Consider the following 20,992-nt stretch of genomic DNA (forward strand, 5'->3'; position numbering starts at 1 on the left):
TGGCTGCGCAGTGTGGCGCGGGCATGACCGCCTGTCGATACGGACAATCCGAGGTGATGAAAATGTCCCGCAGGGCGGGACGCGGCGCTATCAGTGCACCGTGGGCGGCGCGTCGTCGGCGGCAGGTTGGTTCGGCGAGAACAACGTGGCGCAATCCACGGCGTCGAACTTATAGGGCTTGCCACAGAAGTCGCATGACACATCCACTTGGCCGCGCTCGGCCAGGACGCTGTTGACCTCTTCTTCGCCCAGCGAACGCAGCATGCTGGCGACGCGCTCGCGCGTGCAAGGGCAATGCCAGCGCACGGGCGCCGGGTCGAACGCCAGCAAGGTGTCTTCCCAGAACAGGCGATGGATCAAGGTGTCGATGTCGGCTTCCAGCACTTCGTCGCGCTTGAGCGTGCTGGCCAGAGCGACCACGCGGTCCCAGGTCTCGGCGGCGGCTTGCTCGGTCAACAGCGGGGCGTCGGTGCCACCATGGAACGGCAGGCGTTGCACCAGCATGCCGGCGGCGTTGTCGGCATCGGCGGCCAGCCACAAGCGCGTGTCCAGCTGTTCGGAGGCCTTCATGTAGTGTTGCAGCGCTTCTGCCACCGTGTCGCCTTCCAGCGGCACGATGCCCTGGTAGGTTTGCTGGCCCGGCAGCTTGCGCTGCGGGTCCAGCACGACGATGAAGCGGCCGTTGCCGCCCGGGTTCAGCAGGCTTTGCATGGTGCCATCGGACGGCACGTCGTGGCCTTCGCGCACTTTGACGGTGGCGCGCAGGCTCAGGTCCGAACGGCATTCCACCACCAGCAGGGCGATGGGGCCGTCGCCCTGGATCTGAAGCACCAGCGAGCCATCGAATTTGATGTTGGCGGCAAGCAAGGTAGAGGCCGCCACCAATTCGCCCAGCAGATGGGTGATGGCGGGCGGGTAGTCGTGGTTGGCCTGGACGGCCTTCCAGGTCGCGTCCAGGCGGACGGCCTGGATGCGGACGCTGCGGTCTTCGGTAAGGTATTTTTTGAGCTGATCGGTCATGGGGGAATGTTAGCCGATCAGGCCACCCAATTCCCCCTGCTGCCAGCAGGGCTACGGCAACTGCCCCGGGCGCTCAGGCCAGGCGCTTGAGGGCCGTCTTGTAGTGTTGGCCGCGCGCCACGTAATGGGCGGTGTTCTTGTGCAGATTGGCGATTTCTTCTTCGGACAGTTCGCGCACGATCTTGCCGATGCCGATCACCAATGAGTTGTCGGGAATGACGCGGTCTTCCGGGATGATGGCGCCGGCGCCGATCAGGCAGTTGCGCCCGATCACCGCGTTGTTCAGCACGATGGCCTGCATGCCCACCAGCGCGCCTTCGTGGATGGTGCAGCCGTGCAACATGGCCTGATGGCCCACGGTGACATTCGGGCCGATGGTCATGGGACAGCCGCTATCGACGTGCAGGACGCTGGATTCCTGGATATTGGTGCCATGGCGGATCAGGATGGCGTCGTTGTCGCCCCGGATTGACACGTGCGACCAGATGCTGACGCCGGCTTCCAGCGTGACATTGCCGATGATGTCGGCGCTGTCGGCGACATAGGCGGCGGGGTCGATGCGGGGGATCAGGTCGTCAAGCTGGTAGATGGGCATTGCCTAGGTTTCCGATAATTTTTCAGGGCCCGCAGGGGCAGGCGCGACGTTCTCGGCGGGTGCGGCGGCGTCGGCGAGGCCGGGCGTGGCGGCGGGCGAGGATGGTGGCGTGGGCGATTTCGGCACGGCGGCGGGCGTGGCGGGCGCGGACACCTTGGGTGTATCGGCGGGTGCGGACGGCTTGGACGCTGGCGGCGCGGCGGTGGGCGCTGGCGGCGTGGACGCCTTCGGTGCCACGGTTGCCGCTTGCGTCGCGACCGTCGCACGTGCCCCGGTTGCCGCAGGCGCCGCTGCCGGTGCCGTCGCCACGATGTGCGCGCGCTCTTGCTCGCGTTGGCGCAGGATGCGGCGTTGGATTTTCCCGGTCGTGGTCATCGGCAATTCGTCGACGAACTCGATCTCTTTCGGGTATTCGTACGGCGCCAGGCGCTCACGAACATGCTCTTGCAGGTTTTCGATGATCTCGCCGCGGTCGCGCTGGGCGAATTCGGGCGTCAGCACGACATAGGCCTTGACCAGCGCGCCCCGTTCGGCGTCCGGCTTGGGCACCACGGCGGCGTTGGCCACGGCGGGGTGGCCGACCAGGCAGCTTTCGATTTCGCCGGGGCCGATGCGGTAACCGGCCGACTTGAACACGTCATCGGCACGCCCGGCGTACCAAAGGTAGCCGTCCGCGTCGACGGTGGCCAGGTCGCCCGTCAGGCACCAGTCGCCCTTGAATTTGGCTTGGGTGGCGGCTTCGTTGCGCCAATAGCCCAGGAACATCACGGGGTCGGGAAAGCCGTGGATGTCCAGCCGGTTGACGGCAATTTCCCCGGTTTCACCAGGCGCCACCGGCTGCCCATCGTCGTTCAGCACCGACACCTGATGGCCGGGATACGGGCGGCCCATGCTGCCCGCGCGGGCGGGCCAGCGCTTCTGGCTATTGCCCACCACGTAGTTCATTTCGGTTTGGCCGAACATCTCGTTGGGCGTCACGCCCAACGCCGACTGGCACCATTCAAATACCGTTTCCCCCACGCTTTCGCCCGCACTCATGATCGAACGCAGCGCCAGCTGGTAATGATCGCGGGGCTGGGGCACCGCCTTCATCATCATTTTCAGCGCCGTGGGAAACAGGAAAGTATTGGTGACCTGGTAGCGCTCCATGAGCTCAAACGCGCGCTCGGGCGAAAAGCGGCCGCGCGTGCCCACAATGGGATGGCCGAAATACAGGGTCGGCAACAGCGCGTCCATCATGCCGCCCGTCCAGGCCCAATCGGCCGGCGACCAGAACACGTCGCCAGGCTTGGGGAACCAGTCTTGCGAGGCGACGAAGCCCGGCAGGTTGCCGATCAACACGCTGTGGGGCAGTAGCGCGCCCTTGGGCGCGCCGGTGGTGCCTGACGTATACAGCAGAATGGCCGGGTCCGACGAACGCGTCGGAACGGCCTTGAATTCGTTGGGTTGGCGGGCAAGCAGGCTGCGCCACGGCAGCACCCGCTCGTCAGCGAAGCCGATGCCGATGATCTGTTGCAGGTTGGGGCAGTTGTCGCTGACGGCCAGCAGATTGGCGCTGGAAGCGTGGTCCACGATGGCGACCCGAGTTTCGGAGTCGCGCAAACGGGCTTCCAGTGCCTCGGGGCCGAACAGTGCCGACAGGGGCAAGACGACGCCGCCTACGGTGTAGATGGCCATGTGGGCCACCACCGTTTCCGGCCGTTGCCCCAGCACCACACCGACGCGGTCGCCCCGGCCCACGCCCATCTTCACCAGGCCGTTGGCCAGCTGATTGACGGCTTCGGCCAGGCGGGCATAGGTCCAGACTTCGCGGTTGCCCGATTCGTCTTCGTAGTAGATGGCGATGCGCCGCGCATCCGGACTACTGGATGCCCAGCGGTGGCAGCACGCTTCCGCGATGTTGAACTGGGTGGGAACCAGCCAGCGGAATGTTTGGTAGAGCGCCTGATATTGGTCGTTCATGGCCCTATGTTGTAAGCATGTTGCAGCTGCGTGAACGGGCCGGCTCGCCCGTTGCCTCAGATGCAAGCATGACCTAGAGGGCCGTGAACTGCAATATCCCCGTTGCGTAATGGGGACGCATACGGGTTATCACGGGTGTTTGCTTTGGCGGCGAAGCGCTGAGGGCAGGGCGGGTAGTGACAGCGATCGCGGGGGGCGGGCAGTGGGCTCGGCCTGGCGTTCGGCCTGGATGGCGGCCCAGTCCAGCAGCTGCAACTGGCCATCGTGGGTCTCCGCCAGCGCCGACAGGCTTTCGACCCAGTCGCCGTCATTGCAGTAGAGGATGCCGCCGACGTCTCGCAATTCCGCCTTGTGGATGTGGCCGCAGACCACGCCGTCCAGGCCCCGCCGACGCGCCTCACCGGCCAGCGCTTCTTCGAAGTCGGTAATGAACGACACCGCGTTCTTGACCTTGTGCTTCAAATATTGCGACAGCGACCAGTAGTGCAGCCCCAGGCGATGCCGCAGCCGGTTGAAGTGGTGGTTGATCCACAGGGCCAGCTGATAAAGCCCGTCGCCCAGGTGGGCCAACCAGCGGCTGTGCTGGATGACGCCGTCGAATTGGTCGCCGTGCAGCACCAGCAGCCGCAAGCCTTTGGCGGTGACGTGCACGTCTTCATCCAGGATTTCAATGTCGCCGAACGCGTAGCCCGCAAATTCCCGCGCGAATTCGTCGTGGTTGCCGGGGATGAACACGACCCGCGTGCCGTTGCGCGCCTTGCGCAGGATGCGTTGAATGACGTCGTTGTGCGCGCGCGGCCAGTGCCAGTGCTTGCGCAGTTGCCAGCCGTCGACGATGTCGCCCACCAGATACAGGGTGTCCGAGTCGTTGTGGTCCAGGAAATCAAGCAGGAATTCCGCCTTGCACCCGGCAGTGCCCAGGTGAATATCGGAAATCCAAAGGGCACGCCAGTGCGCGGGGCGGATTTCGTTCACGGTCGCTTCCATGTGGGCTGTCGTCATGCCTTGGAATCAAACCATCCGGCGATGACGGGCGTGTGAAGCTATCGTGACGCTGTTGTGACGGGCGCGGCCCCCGGCGCGGGACGGCTAGCGGGATTTCTGGCGTTGCGGCGCGTTGCGCAGCCGCGTGCCAAGCAGACGGTCGTGCAGGAACTGGCCGTCCGGGTCGAACCAGGACCAGATAAAAATCGTGAACGGCGCGGCCACGATGAACATGTCCATCGACGCCCAGCCCGTGAGGCTGGCGGCGCCCCACACCACGGCCGCGCCGGCCAGCACCAGCGGCCAGACAAGCACGTAGCGCAAGATCAGGCGGCCGGTTGCCGGCGTGTTGCCGTCACGGTCCACCAGCCGGATATTCCAGGTTTTCATGGGCAGGGTCTGCCCGCGCCGACGCCAGCACAGCACGAAATACGCGCCAATCGCCACAAACAACCACGCTTGCCGCGCCGCGCGCAACTCCAGCGCGTTCTTGCTTTGCGTCAGCGTGTCCAGCAGATAGCCGGCCAGGAAGACGACGCCGAACAGCAACACGGCCTCGTACATCATGCAGGCAAAGCGGCGCAGCCGGTTGGGGGTCTGATCTAGGAAGGCGTCGGTCGTCATGGGTCGCCATTATCCGACAAAAAAAAACCCGCCGGTAAGGGCGGGTCTATAAAAGGGGCTATGCAGCCCCCAAGGGGAAAATCGTTCGGGCCGCGACGTCAGGCCCGGTCAGGCTTCAGGCGGCGGAGTGCGCGTTCTTGGCGCTCGTCTTGCCAACCAGGGCCTTCACGCCGTGAGCCAGCTTACGCAGGCCTGCGGCCAACGCCCGCATCGGGTGCGGACGGAATTGTTCTTCAATTGCCTGGAGCATCAGTTGGCGCTCGAGTTCGTCGGTCAGGCGGATGGTGTTGTTCGGGTTGATCACAATAGCCTCCACGGGCTTGCTCAGTTGTTTAGCTACTAGGGATAACCCGAATTATAGGGGTTTACCCTCAAACTGTGCAAGAGGCAGATGCAAGCTGGTGCAACACGGCAACACCTTGGTGCTGATGATGCCCCAAAACCGGGCGGCGGGGCACCATAAGCAAAGATACGGCCAGCATGTTGCGGCGCTTTTACAACGTGGCGGTGAGCGTCGGGGAAGGGGGCTGCCCGGGCGAGAACCGCCCGGGCAAGGCGGCGATCAGGCGTCGCGGTAGCCGGCGGCAACCAGTTCGAAACCGAACAGGCGGCAGTCCAGCGCGCCGTTGTGCAAGGGCACGCGGCGCTTGGGCTTCAGGCGCATCTGGTTGGGCAGCGTCATGTCGCTGGTGATGACGTGCAGCTGCCAACCGGCAAAATTGCGCTTCAGGCAGGTGGCCCAGTCACGCCACAAATCGGCGTCCTGTTCGGTCTGCATGCGCTCGCCGTAGGGTGGATTGGTGACAATCCAGCCGTGGTCGGCGGGCGCCGTTATTTCGCGGGCGTCGCCGATTTCAAAGCGGATCGAGTCGGCGGTGAGCCAGGCACGTTCGGCATTGTTCTGAGCGAATTCAATGGCTTGCGGATCCAGGTCGTAACCGACCAGGGGTGCGTCCAGCTGAGGCAGGATGCGTGAGCGGGCATCGTCCTTCAGATCGCGCCAGCGATAGGCGTCATGGTCGCGCAACCGTTCGAAGCCAAAGGGACGCGAAATGCCCGGGGGCACGCCCAGGGCGATCCAGGCCGCTTCGATCAGGATGGTGCCCGAGCCGCAAAAGGGGTCCAGCAGCGGGGCGGCGGGGTCCCACCCGGCCAGGGCCAGCATGCCGGCGGCCAGGTTTTCGCGCAGGGGGGCTTCGCCCTTGTCCAGGCGCCAGCCACGCTTGAAGAGCGATTCGCCGGACGTATCCAGGTACAGCGTGGCGGTGTGGCCCGTCAGGAACAGGTGGACGCGGGCGTCCGGGCGCACGGTGTCGATGCTGGGGCGCTCGCCTTCCAGCTCGCGCAGGCGGTCGCAGATGCCATCCTTGGCGCGCAGATTGCAGTACTGCAAGCTTTGCACCGGGCTCTTGATGGCCGAAGTGTCCACGCGCAGCGTTTGTTCGGCACCGAACCAGCGTTCCCAGGGGGTGTCGCGGGCCAGGTCCAGGATGTCGTCTTCGTGCGAAATCTCGGCGTGCGCGACCTGCACCAGGATGCGGGTCGCCAGGCGCGAATACAGGTTGGCGCGCTGCACGCCCGACCAATCGGCGGTGAACGAGCAGCCCGCGCGGCCTGCCTGGGCGTCTTCATAGCCCAGCGCCTGCATCTCGGCCGTCAGGGCCTCTTCCAGGCCTTGAGGGCAGGGCGCGAATACGGTGAAAACTTCCGCCTGGCGGGGCTCGCGCGGGCGGCGGCTGCGGGTCTCGACGCGGGGCGCGCGATCCTGGTGGTCGTCGTGCGCGTCGTCCTGGTAATCGTCGTGCACGTCGGGGTAATCCGGTTGCGATGCCTCTACGGACGGTTCGGCCTGGAAGTCGGGCGCGGGGCCGTCATCTTCGAAGGGATCGTAGAAACGGCCTGCCGGGGTGGCCGGTGCAATGTACTGGTCATCACGCAGGCGCGGCGCGCGTTGCGGCGGGCGGCCGGAACGGGCACCGGGTGCGGCGTCGCGACGCGTATCGTCGGAGCGGTCACGGGAAGGCTGGTTGCGATCGTATCTGCCGCGCTCGGACGTGCCGCGCTCGGAGGAGCCGCGCTCGGAGGAGCCGCGCCCGGACGCGCCGCGATCGGACGTGCCACGCTCAGAGGAACCACGGCCTGCCGGGCCGCGCCCTTCACCCCGGCTGGGCTGGCCGCGATCGTATTGACCGCGTTCCGCGCCGCCACGGGGCGCCTGGCCACGCGCGCCGGCGCCCGGCTTGCGGCGCGCCTCTTCTTCCTGGCGGCGTTGATAGCCTTCCGGGTCTTTCTGGCGTTCGACGTTTTCCTTGGTGCGCGAGATCTGCGCGACCAGCTTGGCGCGGGCGCCCGTGCGGGTGCGCTTGGGCGCCTCGACGGCGTGGGCGTCACGCGCCGTTTTTTTGATCGTCAGCGTCTTGCGCGGGCGGTCCTGTTCATCAGAGGACATACGAATCCTGGCGAATGTGCAAAGGTAGGGGGAATCAGAAGGGTTTGACGACGACCAGCGCCACCACCACCAAGAGCAGCAAGACGGGAACTTCGTTGAACCAGCGATAGAACTTATGCGAACGGGTGTTTTTGCCCTGTTCGAATTTACGCAGCATCAAGCCACAGGCGTGATGGTAGCCGATGACGAGCAGGACGAAAAAGAGTTTGGCGTGCATCCAGCCATTGCCCGGGCCCACGCCGATGCGGTAACCCAGATACAGCCACATGCCGAACACAATGGCCACCACGGCCAAAATGGTGGTGAAACGATACAGCCGGCGCGCCATGCCCAGCAGCGTCACCTGGACGGACGCGTCCGACTGCTGCGCCAGATTCACGAAAATGCGGGGCAGGTAGAACAACCCGGCAAACCAGGAAGCGATGAAGACGATGTGAAAGGTCTTGACCCAAAGCATGGCCATGGCGGCATCCAATCTAGGAAAGCCGCATTGTAAGGCCGCCGGATGGTCCCCCGCGCCGCCGCTAGATCACATACAGATCCACGTATTCGTGCACCGGCATGGCCTCCAGCGCCTGCTGGTCCAGCGACACGTCAAGAATGCGCCGCTGCTGCCTGGCCGGGAACATGCGCGCCAGATTGGTGCGGAACTTGGCCTCCAGCAACGGAATGCCGTCGGCGCGGCGGCGCTTGTGGCCGATCGGGTATTCGCAGACGATTTCGTCCAGCTTGGATCCGTCCACGAATTCCACCGTCAGTGCGTTCGCGATCGAGCGCTTGTCCGGATCGTGGTAATCGCGGGTGAAGGCGGGATCTTCCACGCATACGATCTTGTCGCGCAAGACGTCGATGCGCGGGTCGCGCGCCACGTCGTCCTCGTAGTCGGCGGCCGTCAAGCGGCCGAACAGCACGGGCACCGCCACCATGTACTGGATGCAATGGTCGCGGTCGGCCGGGTTGTTCAGCGGACCCTTCTTGTCGATGATGCGGATGCACGCCTCATGCGTGCGAATGGTGATGGCCTTGATGTCTTCCGGCCGTTTGCCCAGCGCACCGAGCTTTACGTGCAGCTCCATGGCGCATTCCACGGCGGTCTGCGAATGGAACTCGGCCGGGTACGAAATCTTGAACAGCACGTTTTCCATCACGTAGCTGCCATACGGCCGCTGGAACTTGAACGGCTGGCCCTTGAATAGCACGTCGTAAAAGCCCCAGGTCTTGGCGGTAAGCACCGACGGGTAGCCCATCTCGCCGGTTTTCGCGATCAGCGCCAGGCGCACGGCGCGGCTGGTGGCGTCACCCGCCGCCCAGCTTTTCCGGCTGCCGGTGTTGGGGGCGTGGCGATACGTGCGCAGGCTTTGGCCGTCGACCCAGGCCAGCGACACGGCGTTGATGACCTCGTCGCGGTCCAGCCCCAGCATCTGCGCCACCACGGCGGTGGACGCGACCTTGACCAGCACCACGTGGTCCAGCCCGACCTTGTTGAACGAATTTTCCAGCGCGATGCAGCCCTGGATCTCATGCGCCTTGATCATGCCGGTCAGCACGTCGCGCATCGTCAAGGGGGCTTTGCCGGCGGCGACCGCGGTGCGGGACAACCAATCCGCCGTGGCCAGGATGCCGCCCAGATTGTCCGACGGATGGCCCCATTCGGCAGCCAGCCACGTGTCGTTGAAATCCAGCCAGCGGATGATCGTGCCGATGTTGAACGCGGCCTGCACCGGGTCAAGTTGAAACGACGTGCCGGGCACCTTGGCGCCATGGGGCACCACCGTGCCCGGCACAATCGGCCCCAGCAGCTTCTTGCATGCCGGGTATTCCAGCGCTTCCAGGCCGCAGCCCAGCGTGTCGATCAGGCAGTTGCGGGCGGTCTCATACGCCAGGCTGCTCTTGATCTCGTAGTTAAGAGCGTAGTCCGCGATATCGACCAAAACCTGATCGGGATCGGGACGTACGTTTGAGATTGGGGCGGACATTGCGAACCCTCCTTAGCGAAGAAGTGAATACAGGTGGCCATGCCGCGCCTTGTTCTCGTTATGGTTGCGGCCGCCTTACTTGCGCTTGTCCAGCGGCACGAACTTCTGGTCTTCCGGGCCCACGTAGTTGGCGGTGGGGCGGATGATCTTGTTGTCGATGCGCTGTTCAATGATGTGGGCCGACCAGCCTGCCGTGCGCGCAATGACGAACAGCGGGGTGAACATCGACGTGGGCACGCCCATCATGTGGTAGCTGACGGCCGAGAACCAGTCCAGGTTGGGGAACATCTTCTTGATGTCCCACATGACCGTTTCCAGGCGTTCGGCGATGTCGAACATCTTGGTGCTGCCGGCCTTCTTGGACAGCTTCTTGGCCACGTCCTTGATGACCTTGTTGCGCGGGTCGGACACGGTGTAGACCGGGTGGCCAAAACCGATGATGACTTCCTTGGCCTCGACGCGGCGGCGGATGTCGGCTTCAGCTTCGTCGGGCGAGTCATAGCGCTTTTGCACGTCGAACGCCACTTCGTTGGCGCCGCCGTGCTTGGGGCCGCGCAGCGCGCCGATGGCGCCGGCAATCGACGAGAACATGTCCGAGCCCGTGCCGGCGATAACGCGCGCGGTAAAGGTCGATGCGTTGAACTCGTGTTCGGCGTACAGGTTCAAGGAGATGTGCATCGCCTTGACCCATTCGTCGCTGGGCTTTTCGCCGTGCAGCAAGTGCAGGAAGTGGCCGCCGATGCTGTCGTCGTCCGTCTGTACGTCAATCATGTGGCCGTTGTGGCTGTAGTGATACCAGTACAGCAGGGCCGAACCCAGGTTGGCCATCAGGCGGTCGGCGATGTCGCGCGCGCCCGGGGTGTTGTGGTCGTCTTTTTCGGGCAGCACGCAACCCAGCACGGACACGGCGGTGCGCATCACGTCCATGGGGTGGCTCGATGCCGGCAGCGCTTCCAGCGCCACTTGCAACTGGGCGGGCAGGCCGCGCAGGCTCTTCAGCTTTTGCTTGTAGGCGGCCAGTTCCGCCTTGTTCGGCAGCTTGCCGTGGACCAGCAGGTGGGCAATTTCCTCGAACTCGCTGGTGTGGGCGATGTCCAGGATGTCGTAGCCGCGGTAGTGCAGGTCGTTGCCGCTGCGGCCGACGGTGCACAGCGCGGTGTTGCCCGCAACCACGCCCGACAGGGCAACGGACTTCTTGGGTTTAAAACCGGCTTTCTCTTCCGGCTTGGCGTCCGGCTTGGCTTCTTGCTTTTTGGGAGCCGTGCTCATGTCTCTACTCCTTCACTTTCGCTGTGGTCGATGCAATGGGGGACTGGCGTGGCGGGATTACGCTTTGCCCTTTTGAAACAGAGCGTCCAGCCGGGATTCAAACTCGTGATAGCCGATGCGGTCGTACAGTTCTTCGCGCGTCTGCATCAGGTCCACCACGTTTTTCTGGTGGCCGTCGCGGCGGATGGCGGTGTAGACGGCTTCGGCGGCCTTGTTCATGGCGCGGAAGGCGGACAGCGGATACAGCACCATGCCCACGCCCACGCTCTTCAATTCTTCAACGGTGAACAACGGCGTCTTGCCGAATTCGGTGATGTTGGCCAGCACCGGCACCTTGACGGCCTTGACGAAGCGGTCGTAGGTGGGCAGGTCATAGGCGGCTTCAGCGAAGATCGCGTCGGCGCCGGCTTCCACGCAGGCCAGCGCGCGCTCAATCGCGGCGTCCACGCCATGCGAGGCGATGGCGTCGGTGCGGGCGATCAGGTAGAAGTCGCTGTCGGTGCGCGCGTCGGCAGCCGCCTTGACGCGATCGGCCATTTCTTCGGTGGTGACGATTTCCTTGCCCGGGCGATGGCCGCAGCGCTTGGCGCCAACCTGGTCTTCGATGTGGCAGGCTGCCGCGCCGAACTTGATCAGGCTCTTGACGGTGCGGGCGATGTTGAACGCCGACGGGCCAAAGCCGGTGTCGATGTCCACCACCAGCGGCACGTCGCACACATCGGTGATGCGGCGCACGTCTGTCAGCACGTCGTCCATGGTGTTGATGCCCAGGTCGGGCAGGCCCAGCGACCCGGCCGCCACGCCGCCACCCGACAGGTAGATGGCGCGGTAGCCGGCGCGTTTGGCCAGCAAGGCGTGGTTGGCGTTGATGGCGCCGATGATCTGCAGCGGGCTTTCTTCGGCAAGGGCGCGGCGCAAGAGGGCGCCGGGCGATTCGGGTCTGGACATGGTGGTCTCCGTTCTTATGGCTAGCCCACGACCTTATCGCGGGTCCGGAATATAAATCTGTCCCCTACGCGACAATCCCGGCGCGGCCGGGCCAAGAGACAGGTGTATGTTTCGGCATGAGGCGGGTACAGAAGAATTGGGCCCGCATGAACGGGCCCAATTCTGATTCAAGCGCTGCTTACTTCAGCAGGTCCTTGACGCCGTCGCGCTCTTCCAGGAGCTCTTTCAGCGTGAAGTCCAGGCGCTCGCGCGAGAAGGCGTCGATTTCCAGGCCTTCGACACGCTTGTATTCGCCGTTTTCGGTCGTGACCGGCACGCCGTAGATGATGCCTTCCGGAATGCCATACGAGCCATCCGACGGAACGCCCATCGTGACCCACTTGCCGTTGCTGCCCAGGACCCAGTCACGGACGTGGTCGATGGCGGCGTTGGCGGCCGAAGCGGCCGAGGACAGGCCACGGGCTTCGATGATGGCGGCGCCACGCTTGCCCACGGTGGGGATGAACGTGTCGCGGTTCCAGGCGTCATCATTGATGAGCTTGGTCAGCGATTCGCCGCCGACGGTGGCGAAACGGAAGTCGGGGTACATCGTGGGCGAGTGGTTGCCCCAGACGATCAGGTTTTCGATGTCGGCAACCGGCTTGCCCGACTTGGCCGACAACTGCGACAGGGCGCGGTTGTGGTCCAGGCGCAGCATGGCGGTGAAGTTCTTTGCCGGCAGGTCCGGCGCCGACTTCATGGCGATGTAGGCGTTGGTGTTGGCCGGGTTGCCGACCACCAGAACCTTGACGTTGCGGCTGGCCACATCGTTCAGGGCCTTGCCTTGCGCCGTGAAGATCTGGGCGTTGACCGACAGCAGGTCCTTGCGTTCCATGCCGGGGCCGCGCGGACGGGCGCCAACCAGCAGGGCCACGTCGGCATCCTTGAAGGCGGTGCGCGGATCGCTGTGGGCGGTCACTTCCTGCAGCAGCGGGAAGGCGCAGTCATCCAATTCCATGATGACGCCCTTCAGGGCCTTTTGCGCTTTCTCGTCGGGGATTTCCAGCAGTTGCAGGATGACGGGTTGATCTTTACCCAGCATTTCGCCGGAGGCGATGCGGAATAGCAGTGCGTAACCGATTTGGCCGGCGGCGCCGGTGACGGCGACACGCAAGGCAGGCTTGGACATGGACGTTCTCCGTAATGGTTTGGCGAGAAAAATCTCACCAATCAGTGTAATCGTTGGGGCATCAAAAACGGCGCGCACGAACCTGCCGGCGCGGGGCCCTGACAGCCGTGAATCCTAGAACGATTTCAGGGGTCCGTCAAACGCTCTTCTATCTTATATAAGACATAAGACGTTGGACAGCGTCCGGGCCGATATGCCACAATAGAGCGTTTATTCGAATGCGCTACAGGCCGTTTCTTCATACCCCTGGCAGCGCATTTTTGGATGTGGGTCCGCACCCATCTTGCGCTGCCCTCCCATCATCCGGATGAACATGACACTTTCAAGAAGATCCATGGCAGAGCCCCGGCCCGAAACCTCCTTACGCAATCGCGCCGCCCGTTCAACGGGCGAGGGGGCCGCTTTCAGTCCGCTCTATCGCCAGATCAAGGATCTGCTTGTCCAAAGCCTTGAACGCGGCGAATGGAAGCCCGGCGAACTCATCCCCAGCGAAATCGATCTGGCTGCCCGTTTTCAGGTCAGCCAGGGCACGGTGCGCAAGGCGGTTGATGAGTTGGCCGCCGAGCACATGCTGCTGCGCCGCCAGGGCAAGGGTACCTTTGTCGCCACCCACCACGAAGCCCGCGTGCGCTATCGCTTCCTGCGCCTGGCCGCCGATGACGAAAGCGAGGCCGGCCGCGCCGAAAGCCGCATCCTGGAATGCCGCCGCGTGCGCGCGCCGGCCGAAGTCGCCCGTGCGCTGGACTTGCGCGCCGGTGAAACCGTCGTGATGATCCGCCGCCTGCTGTCCATGGGGCAGACGCCCACCGTCGTGGACGACATCTGGCTGCCCGGCTCCATTTTCCGTGGCCTCACCCTGGAGCTTCTGACCGCCAACAAGGCGCCGCTCTATGGCCTGTTTGAATCCGAATTCGGCGTCAGCATGGTGCGCGCGGACGAAAAGCTGCGCGCGGTCATTGCGCCGGCTGAAGTCTGTCCCCTGCTTAATGTTCCGGCCGGCACGCCGTTGTTGCAGGTAGACCGGGTGTCTTACACCTATGGTGACCGCCCCATGGAAATTCGCCGGGGTTTGTACTTGACCGATCGATACCACTACCGCAATAGTCTGAATTGATGAGCTTTTACACTACGATTTGATACCGACCCTATCTCTGGGCGAAAATAGCGTGTTTGCCCGAAAGGGCCACGGCAATTTCGCCGTCACGATTCCCTAGTTCCGAAACACCGAGGCCGTCATGTCCGACACCGCTGCCAAGCCACGTCCGCAGTTTCGCAATATTGGGCTTGCCCAAGTTGCGTTCTCCTATCGCCTGCCCCTGGCCGGCAAGCTGTCCATCCTGCACCGCATCAGCGGCATTTTGCTGTTCCTCTGTTTGCCCTTGGTCATCGTGCCGCTGTTCGCAGCTAGCGTGGCCGCACCGCAATCGTTTGCCTGGATCGCCTCCATTGCGACCAACCCGATCGTCAAGCTTGTCTTCCTGGTTCTCGTCTGGGGCTACCTGCACCACTTCTGTGCCGGCATCCGCTACCTGCTGCTGGACCTGCACATCGGTATCGACAAGCTGTCGGCCAAGAAAAGCGCCGGCGTGGTCTTCGGTGTCAGCCTGGCGCTGACGCTGGTGTTCGGTCTCAAACTGTTCGGAGTGCTGTAAATGGCCGCCGCTAAAAACTACGGACCCAAGCGCCTGGTCGTCGGCGCGCACTATGGCGTCATGGATTTCATCATCCAGCGCATCACCGCCGTCATCATGGCCGTGTATACGCTGGTGCTGCTCGTCGGCATCTTGATGATGCCTGCCTTCACGTATGAACACTGGGTCAAGCTGTTCAATTTCTACGTGGGCTTCATTCCGGTTGGCCAGATCCTGGCCTCCCTTGCATTCATTGCGTTGGCCTGGCATGCCTGGATTGGCGTGCGCGACATCTGGATGGACTACGTCAAGCCGGTGGGCTTGCGCCTGCTGCTGCAAGTGCTGACGATCCTCTGGCTGGTCGGTACGGTCGTTTACTTCGCGCAAATCCTCTGGAGCATTTAAGCCGTGGTCTCTGTCATGAAATCCTTGCCGCGCCGCCAGTTTGATGTGGTGGTCGTTGGCGCCGGTGGAGCCGGCATGCGTTGTTCGCTGCAACTGTCCCAAGCGGGGCTGTCCGTTGCAGTGCTGTCCAAAGTGTTCCCCACGCGTTCGCACACCGTTGCCGCGCAAGGCGGCGTGAGCGCCTCGCTGGGCAACATGAGCGAAGACAACTGGTACTGGCACATGTACGACACCGTCAAGGGGTCGGATTGGCTGGGCGACCAGGACGCCATCGAATTCATGTGCCGTGAAGCGCCGAACGCCGTGTACGAGCTCGAGCACTTCGGCATGCCGTTCGACCGCAACCCCGACGGCACGATCTACCAGCGTCCGTTCGGCGGCCACACCGCCAACTTCGGTGAAAAGCCGGTGCAGCGCGCCTGTGCCGCCGCCGACCGCACCGGCCACGCGCTGTTGCACACCCTCTACCAGCGCAACGTTGCCGCGCGCACCCAGTTCTTCGTCGAATGGATGGCGCTGGACCTGCTGCGCAACGAAGCCGGTGACGTCGTGGGCGTGACCGCCCTGGAAATGGAAACGGGCGAAATCTACATCCTGGAAGCCAAGACCACGGTGCTGGCCACCGGCGGCGCCGGCCGTATCTGGGCCGCTTCCACCAACGCCTTCATCAACACCGGTGACGGCCTGGGCATGGCAGCGCGCGCGGGCATCCCGCTGCAAGACATGGAATTCTGGCAGTTCCACCCCACCGGCGTGGCCGGCGCGGGCGTGCTGATCACGGAAGGCGTGCGCGGCGAAGGCGGCATCCTGTTGAACAAGGATGGCGAACGCTTCATGGAGCGCTATGCGCCCACGCTGAAAGACCTGGCCCCGCGCGACTTCGTGTCGCGCTCGATGGACCAGGAAATCAAGGAAGGCCGCGGTTGCGGTCCGGACGGCAGCTACGTCGTCCTGAAGCTTGACCACCTGGGCGCCGACGTCATCAACAAGCGTCTGCCCTCGATCCGCGAAATTGCCATCAAGTTCGGCAACGTCGACCCGATCAAGGAACCGATCCCCGTCGTTCCGACCATCCACTACCAGATGGGCGGCATTCCGGCCAACTACCACGGCCAGGTGCTGTCGCGCGAAAACGGCGAGAACAAGGTCGTCAACGGCCTGTACGCCATCGGCGAATGCGCCGCGGTGTCCGTGCACGGCGCCAACCGCCTGGGCACGAACTCGCTGCTGGACTTGATCGTGTTCGGTCGCGCCACCGGCAACCACATTGTCAATTCGCATCCCGAGCGCCAGCGCGCGCATCAGGATCTGCCGAAGGAAGCCGTGGACTTCTCGCTGGACCGCGTGAACAAGCTGGAATCGCGTACGTCGGGCGAAAAGACGCAAGACATCGGCAACGCCATCCGCTTCTCGATGCAGCGCCACTGCGGCGTGTTCCGCACGCTGGAACTGCTGAACGAAGGCGTGACGCAGATCGAAGATCTGGCCAAGCAAGCCGACAGCATCTACTTCAAGGACAAGTCCAAGGTGTTCAACACCGCGCGCGTCGAAGCGCTGGAACTGGCCAACATGACCGAAGTGGCCCGCGCCACGATCAAGTCGGCCGCTGCCCGTACGGAAAGCCGTGGCGCTCACGCGCTGGACGACCACCCGACGCGCGACGACGAGAACTGGCTCAAGCACACGCTGTGGTATTCCGAAGGCAGCCGCCTGGATTACAAGCCCGTGCAGATGAAGCCGCTCACCGTTGAGTCCTTCCCGCCCAAGGCGCGTACCTTCTAAGTCCGGATAGAGCCCATTATGAGCACCAAGAGAATCGTCAAGTTCGAAATCTACCGCTACGATCCGGACAAGGACGAGCGCCCCTACATGCAAAAGCTGGACGTTGAACTCCAGCCCACCGACAAGATGCTGCTTGATGCGCTGGTGCGCATCAAGAACGACGTCGATGACAGCCTGGCCCTGCGCCGCTCGTGCCGTGAAGGCGTGTGCGGTTCGGACGCCATGAACATCAACGGCAAGAACGGCCTGGCCTGCACGACGAACCTGCGTGAATTGAAGGAACCCATCGTTCTGCGTCCGCTGCCGGGCTTGCCCGTCATCCGCGACCTGATCGTGGACATGACGCACTTCTTCAACCAGTACCACTCGATTCGTCCGTACCTCATCAACGATGCGCCGCCGCCCGAAAAAGAGCGCCTGCAATCGCCCGAGGCACGCGAAGAATTGGACGGCCTGTACGAGTGCATCCTGTGCGCGTGCTGTTCCACGTCCTGCCCGTCGTTCTGGTGGAATCCGGACAAGTTCGTCGGCCCGGCCGGCCTGCTGCAAGCCTACCGTTTCATCGCTGACAGCCGCGACGAAGCCACCGGCGAGCGCCTGGACAACCTGGAAGATCCGTACCGCTTGTTCCGTTGCCACACCATCATGAACTGCGTCGACGTCTGTCCCAAGGGGCTGAACCCGACCAAGGCAATCGGCAAGATCAAGGAACTGATGGTCCGCCGTACGGTCTAGTGTCTATCTAGCGTGAAGACTTTTGTTTTTATGGTGTAAAGATGAGCAGGCTAACTGAACTGGAGCGGGCGCGTCTGCGTTGGCGGGCGCGCCGCGGCCTGCTCGAAAACGACTTGATCATCACTCGGTATCTTGACGCTTACGAGGCTGAACTTACCGATGATGATGTGGCCGCATTGACCCAGCTGTTCGAGATGGGAGACAACGATCTTCTCGACCTGCTGCTGGCCCGCAAGGAACTCGAAGGTGAACTGGATACTCCCAGGCTTCGGGGCATTATTGGCCAGATGCGCGCACTCTGATTAATGTGAGAGGAATAAACATGAACCTGTCTGACAAAAAAGCCACTCTATCCTTCTCGGATGGCAGCGCACCCATTGAGTTCCCTGTCTACAAGGGCACGGTCGGTCCGGATGTGATCGACATCCGCAAGCTGTATGGCCAGACGGGCATGTTCACGTTTGACCCCGGCTTCATGTCCACCGCGGCTTGCGAATCCGGTATTACGTACATCGACGGCGACAAGGGCGAACTGCTGTATCGCGGCTACCCCATCGAGCAATTGGCCGTCAATTGCGACTTCATGGACATCTGCTACCTGATCCTGAACGGCGAACTGCCGAACCAGGAACAGAAGGCCGACTTTGATTCGCAAGTGACCCATCACACGATGGTCAACGAACAGCTGCACTTCTTCCTGCGTGGCTTCCGCCGCGACGCCCACCCGATGGCCGTCCTGACGGGCCTGGTCGGTGCGCTGTCCGCGTTCTACCACGACTCCACCGACATCACGAACCCGCAGCATCGTCACATCTCGGCCATCCGCCTGATCGCCAAGATGCCGACGCTGGTTGCGATGGCGTACAAGTACTCGCAAGGCCAACCGTTCATCTATCCGCAGAACGACCTGTCCTACACGGGCAACTTCCTGCGCATGATGTTCGCCACGCCGTGCGAAGACTACAAGGTCAACGAAGTTGTTGAACGCGCGCTGGACCGCATTTTCATCCTGCACGCCGACCACGAGCAAAACGCCTCGACCTCGACCGTGCGCCTGTGCGGTTCGTCGGGCACCAACCCGTTCGCGGCCATCTCGGCTGGCGTGGCTTGCCTGTGGGGCCCGGCTCACGGCGGCGCCAACGAAGCTTGCCTGCAAATGCTGGAAGAGCTGCAAGCCAACGGCGGCATCGACAAGGTCGGTGAGTTCATGGAGAAGGTCAAGGACAAGAACTCGGGCGTGCGCCTGATGGGCTTTGGCCACCGCGTCTACAAGAACTACGACCCGCGCGCCAAGCTGATGCAGGAAACCTGCAAGGAAGTGCTCTCGGCCCTGGGCCTGGAAAACGACCCGCTGTTCAAGCTGGCCATGGAACTGGAACGCATCGCCCTGTCGGATCCGTACTTCGTCCAGCGCAAGCTGTACCCGAACGTGGACTTCTACTCGGGTATCGTCCAGCGCGCCATCGGCATCCCGACCTCGCTGTTCACGGCCATCTTCGCGCTGGCCCGCACGGTGGGCTGGATTGCCCAGTGGAACGAAATGCTGTCGGATCCCGACTACAAGATCGGCCGTCCGCGCCAGCTGTTCACCGGTTCGGTGACCCGCGACGTGCCCCCGATGGACAAGCGTTAATCCGCTTTCCGTTTCGGCAAGTCAGTGACAAGAAACCGCCTTCGGGCGGTTTTTTGTTGCGCGCTCGGCAGCGGCGATGGCGCGATTGATATCCGGATATCATGCTGGCCATGATTCCCGTCTCATTGCCATCGGCCAATTTTTACCTGCTGCTTTTGTTCGGCATGCTTGCCGGCGTCGTGCTGGGCGTGTGGGCCCTGGTGCTGGCCATCAGCGCCAGCCATCGCCGCACCGTCCGCAAATATTGGAAGACGTCGGCCGCGTTGTTCGTGGTGCTGGCGGTGCCCTTTGCGTTCTTCGCCTGGGTGCAGATCATCATCGGCCAGATTGAACGCGAGAGCGAACGGGCCGAGGCTGCGCGCAATGTCACGCTTGAACAGGCAAGCACAGTGGGTGGCGTGGCCATGCCCGCCGGCACCCGCTTGAAGCTGCAAGACGAAGGGCAGTTGGAAACATATGTGGCGGCCGAATTCCCGGCACCCACCCCGATCTTCGGGGTGCAAGCCACACTGGCGCGCCGCTATCTGGACGCCGAATACGAAAAAGAAACGTACGCGCTGATCCGCCGGTATCCCCGCAGCATCATCCTGAAAGGCCAAGGCGATCAGACCGTGCTGGGATGGCGCTGTGACAGTACGCACGACATCGAATTCGATACCCAGCCCGACGGCACGATGAAGGCCTTGGACCAATGCCGCCTGGGTACCGGCAACAACGTCGACGGCATGGCCATTCACGCGGGCTCGGTGCTGTATGGCTCGACCGGCACGGTGTACGTGGATGGCTCGACCGACCCTGACCGCTGGCGCATTGAAGTGAAGGACCCCGTGGCGGTCAAGGTGTTCGGGCTGATGTTGAGCGAGCCCAGGATTTATCTGGATGCAGACCGCCATCTGCTGCGCGTCAGCGATTCGGAGCTTGCCTGTCGGGCACGGTTCGGCGGCTTTGACTACGCCGAGGGCACGCAGGTCAAGACCATCAGGCGTGTGATTGATGGGCAGCGGGAACCCTTTCCCGGCGTGCTCGTGTTCAGCCCGTCATCGGGGCAGGTGGCCAACAGGGAAGGCCATGCCGACGTGCCGCAGGGCATGTCCGTCATGCAGGCGTTCGATGGAACCTTGCTGGGCATCGTCACGAACGAGGAGGTCGGCGTCTTCAAGTTTGCAACGTTCAGCGTTGGCGACGAAGCACCGACCGCACCGGCTCGGGCGCGCTGCCCTCAGTAGCGGCGCGGTGCTTGCACGGGCGCACCGCTGCAGCAGGGCAGTCGCACCCGCCGCGCCTACACGCTGATATGGCGCGCCATCAGCACCGCGAACAGCGGCAGGAAGATGAACAGGTGTGATTCGATCATCACCCAGCGACGCACGCGCTTGATCTCGGGCAGCGTGGGCACGAAGCCAGCCTGCTGGCGCGACTGTTTTGCCCAACGGAATATCGCCAAGGTGGGCGGGATCGAACAGAGCGCGATGATGACGAACAGCGTGATCTTGGCGTGAAACCACGGGCTGCTCATGTAGAACGCCGCGCCCTTCACGCCCTGCGTCAGGCGCAGCAGACCGGTAATCAGCACCAGCACGGCGCTGACGCCGTAAAGGCGGTCGTAGATCACCAGGCGCTTGACGCCTGCGGCGGTCAGGTCCGGGCGTAGCAATACGGCTTCGGCGGTCAGCACAACCACCAGTACAAATATCGCAAGGTAATGGAACCAGGCGTATAGCGCGTCGGCCAGCATGTCGTCTCCAGGGTAGGGGTGAAGCATGGTTTTACCATTGGCCGGTGGCGGCGCGTGGTGCGGCGGATATAAAAAA

General features: G+C 63.3%; 20 protein-coding genes and 1 pseudogene. 8 read left to right on the top strand and 13 right to left on the bottom strand.

From position 1 onward, the window contains the following. Window positions 1–90: 90 nt before the first annotated feature. The 12 genes and pseudogenes from hslO to AC6LJY_RS23080 all read right to left on the bottom strand — a co-directional run bounded on the left by hslO (window position 91) and on the right by AC6LJY_RS23080 (window position 12,995). Window positions 91–1,020 (bottom strand): Hsp33 family molecular chaperone HslO, encoded by a 930-nt coding sequence (hslO, locus tag AC6LJY_RS23025; RefSeq protein WP_314361116.1) that lies wholly within the window; start codon window positions 1,018–1,020, stop codon window positions 91–93. Between the two features lie 73 nt (window positions 1,021–1,093). Beyond that, window positions 1,094–1,615: a gamma carbonic anhydrase family protein gene (locus AC6LJY_RS23030; protein ID WP_006218111.1), complete on the bottom strand. Its 522-nt coding sequence runs from the start codon at window positions 1,613–1,615 to the stop codon at window positions 1,094–1,096. 315 nt (window positions 1,616–1,930) lie between these two features. After that, a pseudogene (locus AC6LJY_RS23035) lies at window positions 1,931–3,577 on the bottom strand (acetate--CoA ligase); the annotation flags it as partial. 129 nt (window positions 3,578–3,706) lie between these two features. Continuing rightward, the gene (locus AC6LJY_RS23040) at window positions 3,707–4,579 is read right to left on the bottom strand and encodes a UDP-2,3-diacylglucosamine diphosphatase (protein WP_120154333.1); all 873 of its coding nucleotides are present in this window, start codon (window positions 4,577–4,579) and stop codon (window positions 3,707–3,709) included. Between the two features lie 87 nt (window positions 4,580–4,666). Then, entirely contained in the window at window positions 4,667–5,185 is a 519-nt protein-coding gene (locus AC6LJY_RS23045) for an RDD family protein (protein WP_120154335.1), read from the bottom strand. Between the two features lie 115 nt (window positions 5,186–5,300). Further along, window positions 5,301–5,489, bottom strand: coding sequence for a hypothetical protein (locus tag AC6LJY_RS23050; RefSeq protein ID WP_046802652.1), 189 nt, complete (start codon window positions 5,487–5,489; stop codon window positions 5,301–5,303). A 258-nt stretch (window positions 5,490–5,747) separates the two neighbouring features. Next, a complete protein-coding gene (locus AC6LJY_RS23055) occupies window positions 5,748–7,106 on the bottom strand; it encodes a THUMP domain-containing class I SAM-dependent RNA methyltransferase (protein WP_498136860.1) in 1,359 nt (452 codons plus the stop codon). A 562-nt stretch (window positions 7,107–7,668) separates the two neighbouring features. Continuing rightward, entirely contained in the window at window positions 7,669–8,097 is a 429-nt protein-coding gene (locus AC6LJY_RS23060) for a CopD family protein (protein WP_185975319.1), read from the bottom strand. A 61-nt stretch (window positions 8,098–8,158) separates the two neighbouring features. Further along, window positions 8,159–9,610 (bottom strand): bifunctional 2-methylcitrate dehydratase/aconitate hydratase, encoded by a 1,452-nt coding sequence (locus tag AC6LJY_RS23065; protein WP_498136852.1) that lies wholly within the window; start codon window positions 9,608–9,610, stop codon window positions 8,159–8,161. A 75-nt stretch (window positions 9,611–9,685) separates the two neighbouring features. Further along, window positions 9,686–10,879, bottom strand: coding sequence for a bifunctional 2-methylcitrate synthase/citrate synthase (gene prpC, locus AC6LJY_RS23070; RefSeq protein WP_104143074.1), 1,194 nt, complete (start codon window positions 10,877–10,879; stop codon window positions 9,686–9,688). 57 nt (window positions 10,880–10,936) lie between these two features. After that, window positions 10,937–11,827 (bottom strand): methylisocitrate lyase, encoded by an 891-nt coding sequence (gene prpB / locus AC6LJY_RS23075; protein ID WP_046802656.1) that lies wholly within the window; start codon window positions 11,825–11,827, stop codon window positions 10,937–10,939. Window positions 11,828–12,005: 178 nt separating this feature from the next. Beyond that, window positions 12,006–12,995 carry a malate dehydrogenase gene (locus AC6LJY_RS23080; RefSeq protein ID WP_006218122.1) on the bottom strand — a complete coding sequence of 330 codons (990 nt, stop codon included), beginning with the start codon at window positions 12,993–12,995 and terminating at the stop codon, window positions 12,006–12,008. A 334-nt stretch (window positions 12,996–13,329) separates the two neighbouring features. Here AC6LJY_RS23080 and AC6LJY_RS23085 point away from each other — a divergent pair, with 334 nt between their 5' ends. The 8 genes from AC6LJY_RS23085 (at window position 13,330) to AC6LJY_RS23120 (ending at window position 20,407) form a co-directional block, all read left to right on the top strand. Then, entirely contained in the window at window positions 13,330–14,109 is a 780-nt protein-coding gene (locus tag AC6LJY_RS23085; RefSeq protein ID WP_104143076.1) for a GntR family transcriptional regulator, read from the top strand. 121 nt (window positions 14,110–14,230) lie between these two features. Further along, on the top strand, window positions 14,231–14,647 hold the full coding sequence (gene sdhC / locus AC6LJY_RS23090) for a succinate dehydrogenase, cytochrome b556 subunit (RefSeq protein ID WP_046802658.1): 417 nt from the start codon (window positions 14,231–14,233) through the stop codon (window positions 14,645–14,647). After that, a complete protein-coding gene (sdhD, locus tag AC6LJY_RS23095) occupies window positions 14,648–15,031 on the top strand; it encodes a succinate dehydrogenase, hydrophobic membrane anchor protein (protein ID WP_046802659.1) in 384 nt (127 codons plus the stop codon). It abuts the gene before it with no gap. A gap of 3 nt (window positions 15,032–15,034) precedes the next feature. Next, window positions 15,035–16,813 (top strand): succinate dehydrogenase flavoprotein subunit, encoded by a 1,779-nt coding sequence (sdhA, locus tag AC6LJY_RS23100; RefSeq protein ID WP_046802660.1) that lies wholly within the window; start codon window positions 15,035–15,037, stop codon window positions 16,811–16,813. Between the two features lie 18 nt (window positions 16,814–16,831). Further along, window positions 16,832–17,548 carry a succinate dehydrogenase iron-sulfur subunit gene (locus AC6LJY_RS23105; protein WP_006218127.1) on the top strand — a complete coding sequence of 239 codons (717 nt, stop codon included), beginning with the start codon at window positions 16,832–16,834 and terminating at the stop codon, window positions 17,546–17,548. 41 nt (window positions 17,549–17,589) lie between these two features. Next, window positions 17,590–17,850, top strand: coding sequence for a succinate dehydrogenase assembly factor 2 (locus AC6LJY_RS23110; RefSeq protein WP_046802661.1), 261 nt, complete (start codon window positions 17,590–17,592; stop codon window positions 17,848–17,850). 20 nt (window positions 17,851–17,870) lie between these two features. Beyond that, window positions 17,871–19,181 carry a citrate synthase gene (locus AC6LJY_RS23115; protein WP_006218129.1) on the top strand — a complete coding sequence of 437 codons (1,311 nt, stop codon included), beginning with the start codon at window positions 17,871–17,873 and terminating at the stop codon, window positions 19,179–19,181. A 110-nt stretch (window positions 19,182–19,291) separates the two neighbouring features. Continuing rightward, on the top strand, window positions 19,292–20,407 hold the full coding sequence (locus tag AC6LJY_RS23120) for a hypothetical protein (protein WP_498136853.1): 1,116 nt from the start codon (window positions 19,292–19,294) through the stop codon (window positions 20,405–20,407). Window positions 20,408–20,463: 56 nt separating this feature from the next. On the opposite strand, the gene AC6LJY_RS23125 is transcribed toward AC6LJY_RS23120, so the two are convergent. Beyond that, the gene (locus AC6LJY_RS23125; RefSeq protein ID WP_046802662.1) at window positions 20,464–20,916 is read right to left on the bottom strand and encodes a DUF2214 family protein; all 453 of its coding nucleotides are present in this window, start codon (window positions 20,914–20,916) and stop codon (window positions 20,464–20,466) included. Window positions 20,917–20,992 lie beyond the last annotated feature (76 nt).

This window comes from Achromobacter sp. RT286_PF (assembly GCF_059760425.1).

Bases quoted from the DNA above. Each gene is read 5' to 3' on its own strand.
- AC6LJY_RS23085 (WP_104143076.1), top strand. From the start codon at position 13,330: ATGGCAGAGCCCCGGCCCGAAACCTCCTTACGCAATCGCGCCGCCCGT.
- AC6LJY_RS23115 (WP_006218129.1), top strand. From the start codon at position 17,871: ATGAACCTGTCTGACAAAAAAGCCACTCTATCCTTCTCGGATGGCAGC.
- AC6LJY_RS23065 (WP_498136852.1), bottom strand. From the start codon at position 9,610: ATGTCCGCCCCAATCTCAAACGTACGTCCCGATCCCGATCAGGTTTTG.
- AC6LJY_RS23030 (WP_006218111.1), bottom strand. From the start codon at position 1,615: ATGCCCATCTACCAGCTTGACGACCTGATCCCCCGCATCGACCCCGCC.
- hslO (WP_314361116.1), bottom strand. From the start codon at position 1,020: ATGACCGATCAGCTCAAAAAATACCTTACCGAAGACCGCAGCGTCCGC.
- sdhD (WP_046802659.1), top strand. From the start codon at position 14,648: ATGGCCGCCGCTAAAAACTACGGACCCAAGCGCCTGGTCGTCGGCGCG.
- AC6LJY_RS23080 (WP_006218122.1), bottom strand. From the start codon at position 12,995: ATGTCCAAGCCTGCCTTGCGTGTCGCCGTCACCGGCGCCGCCGGCCAA.
- AC6LJY_RS23125 (WP_046802662.1), bottom strand. From the start codon at position 20,916: ATGCTGGCCGACGCGCTATACGCCTGGTTCCATTACCTTGCGATATTT.
- AC6LJY_RS23110 (WP_046802661.1), top strand. From the start codon at position 17,590: ATGAGCAGGCTAACTGAACTGGAGCGGGCGCGTCTGCGTTGGCGGGCG.
- AC6LJY_RS23040 (WP_120154333.1), bottom strand. From the start codon at position 4,579: ATGACGACAGCCCACATGGAAGCGACCGTGAACGAAATCCGCCCCGCG.
- AC6LJY_RS23045 (WP_120154335.1), bottom strand. From the start codon at position 5,185: ATGACGACCGACGCCTTCCTAGATCAGACCCCCAACCGGCTGCGCCGC.
- AC6LJY_RS23105 (WP_006218127.1), top strand. From the start codon at position 16,832: ATGAGCACCAAGAGAATCGTCAAGTTCGAAATCTACCGCTACGATCCG.
- prpC (WP_104143074.1), bottom strand. From the start codon at position 10,879: ATGAGCACGGCTCCCAAAAAGCAAGAAGCCAAGCCGGACGCCAAGCCG.
- AC6LJY_RS23060 (WP_185975319.1), bottom strand. From the start codon at position 8,097: ATGGCCATGCTTTGGGTCAAGACCTTTCACATCGTCTTCATCGCTTCC.
- AC6LJY_RS23120 (WP_498136853.1), top strand. From the start codon at position 19,292: ATGATTCCCGTCTCATTGCCATCGGCCAATTTTTACCTGCTGCTTTTG.
- sdhC (WP_046802658.1), top strand. From the start codon at position 14,231: ATGTCCGACACCGCTGCCAAGCCACGTCCGCAGTTTCGCAATATTGGG.
- prpB (WP_046802656.1), bottom strand. From the start codon at position 11,827: ATGTCCAGACCCGAATCGCCCGGCGCCCTCTTGCGCCGCGCCCTTGCC.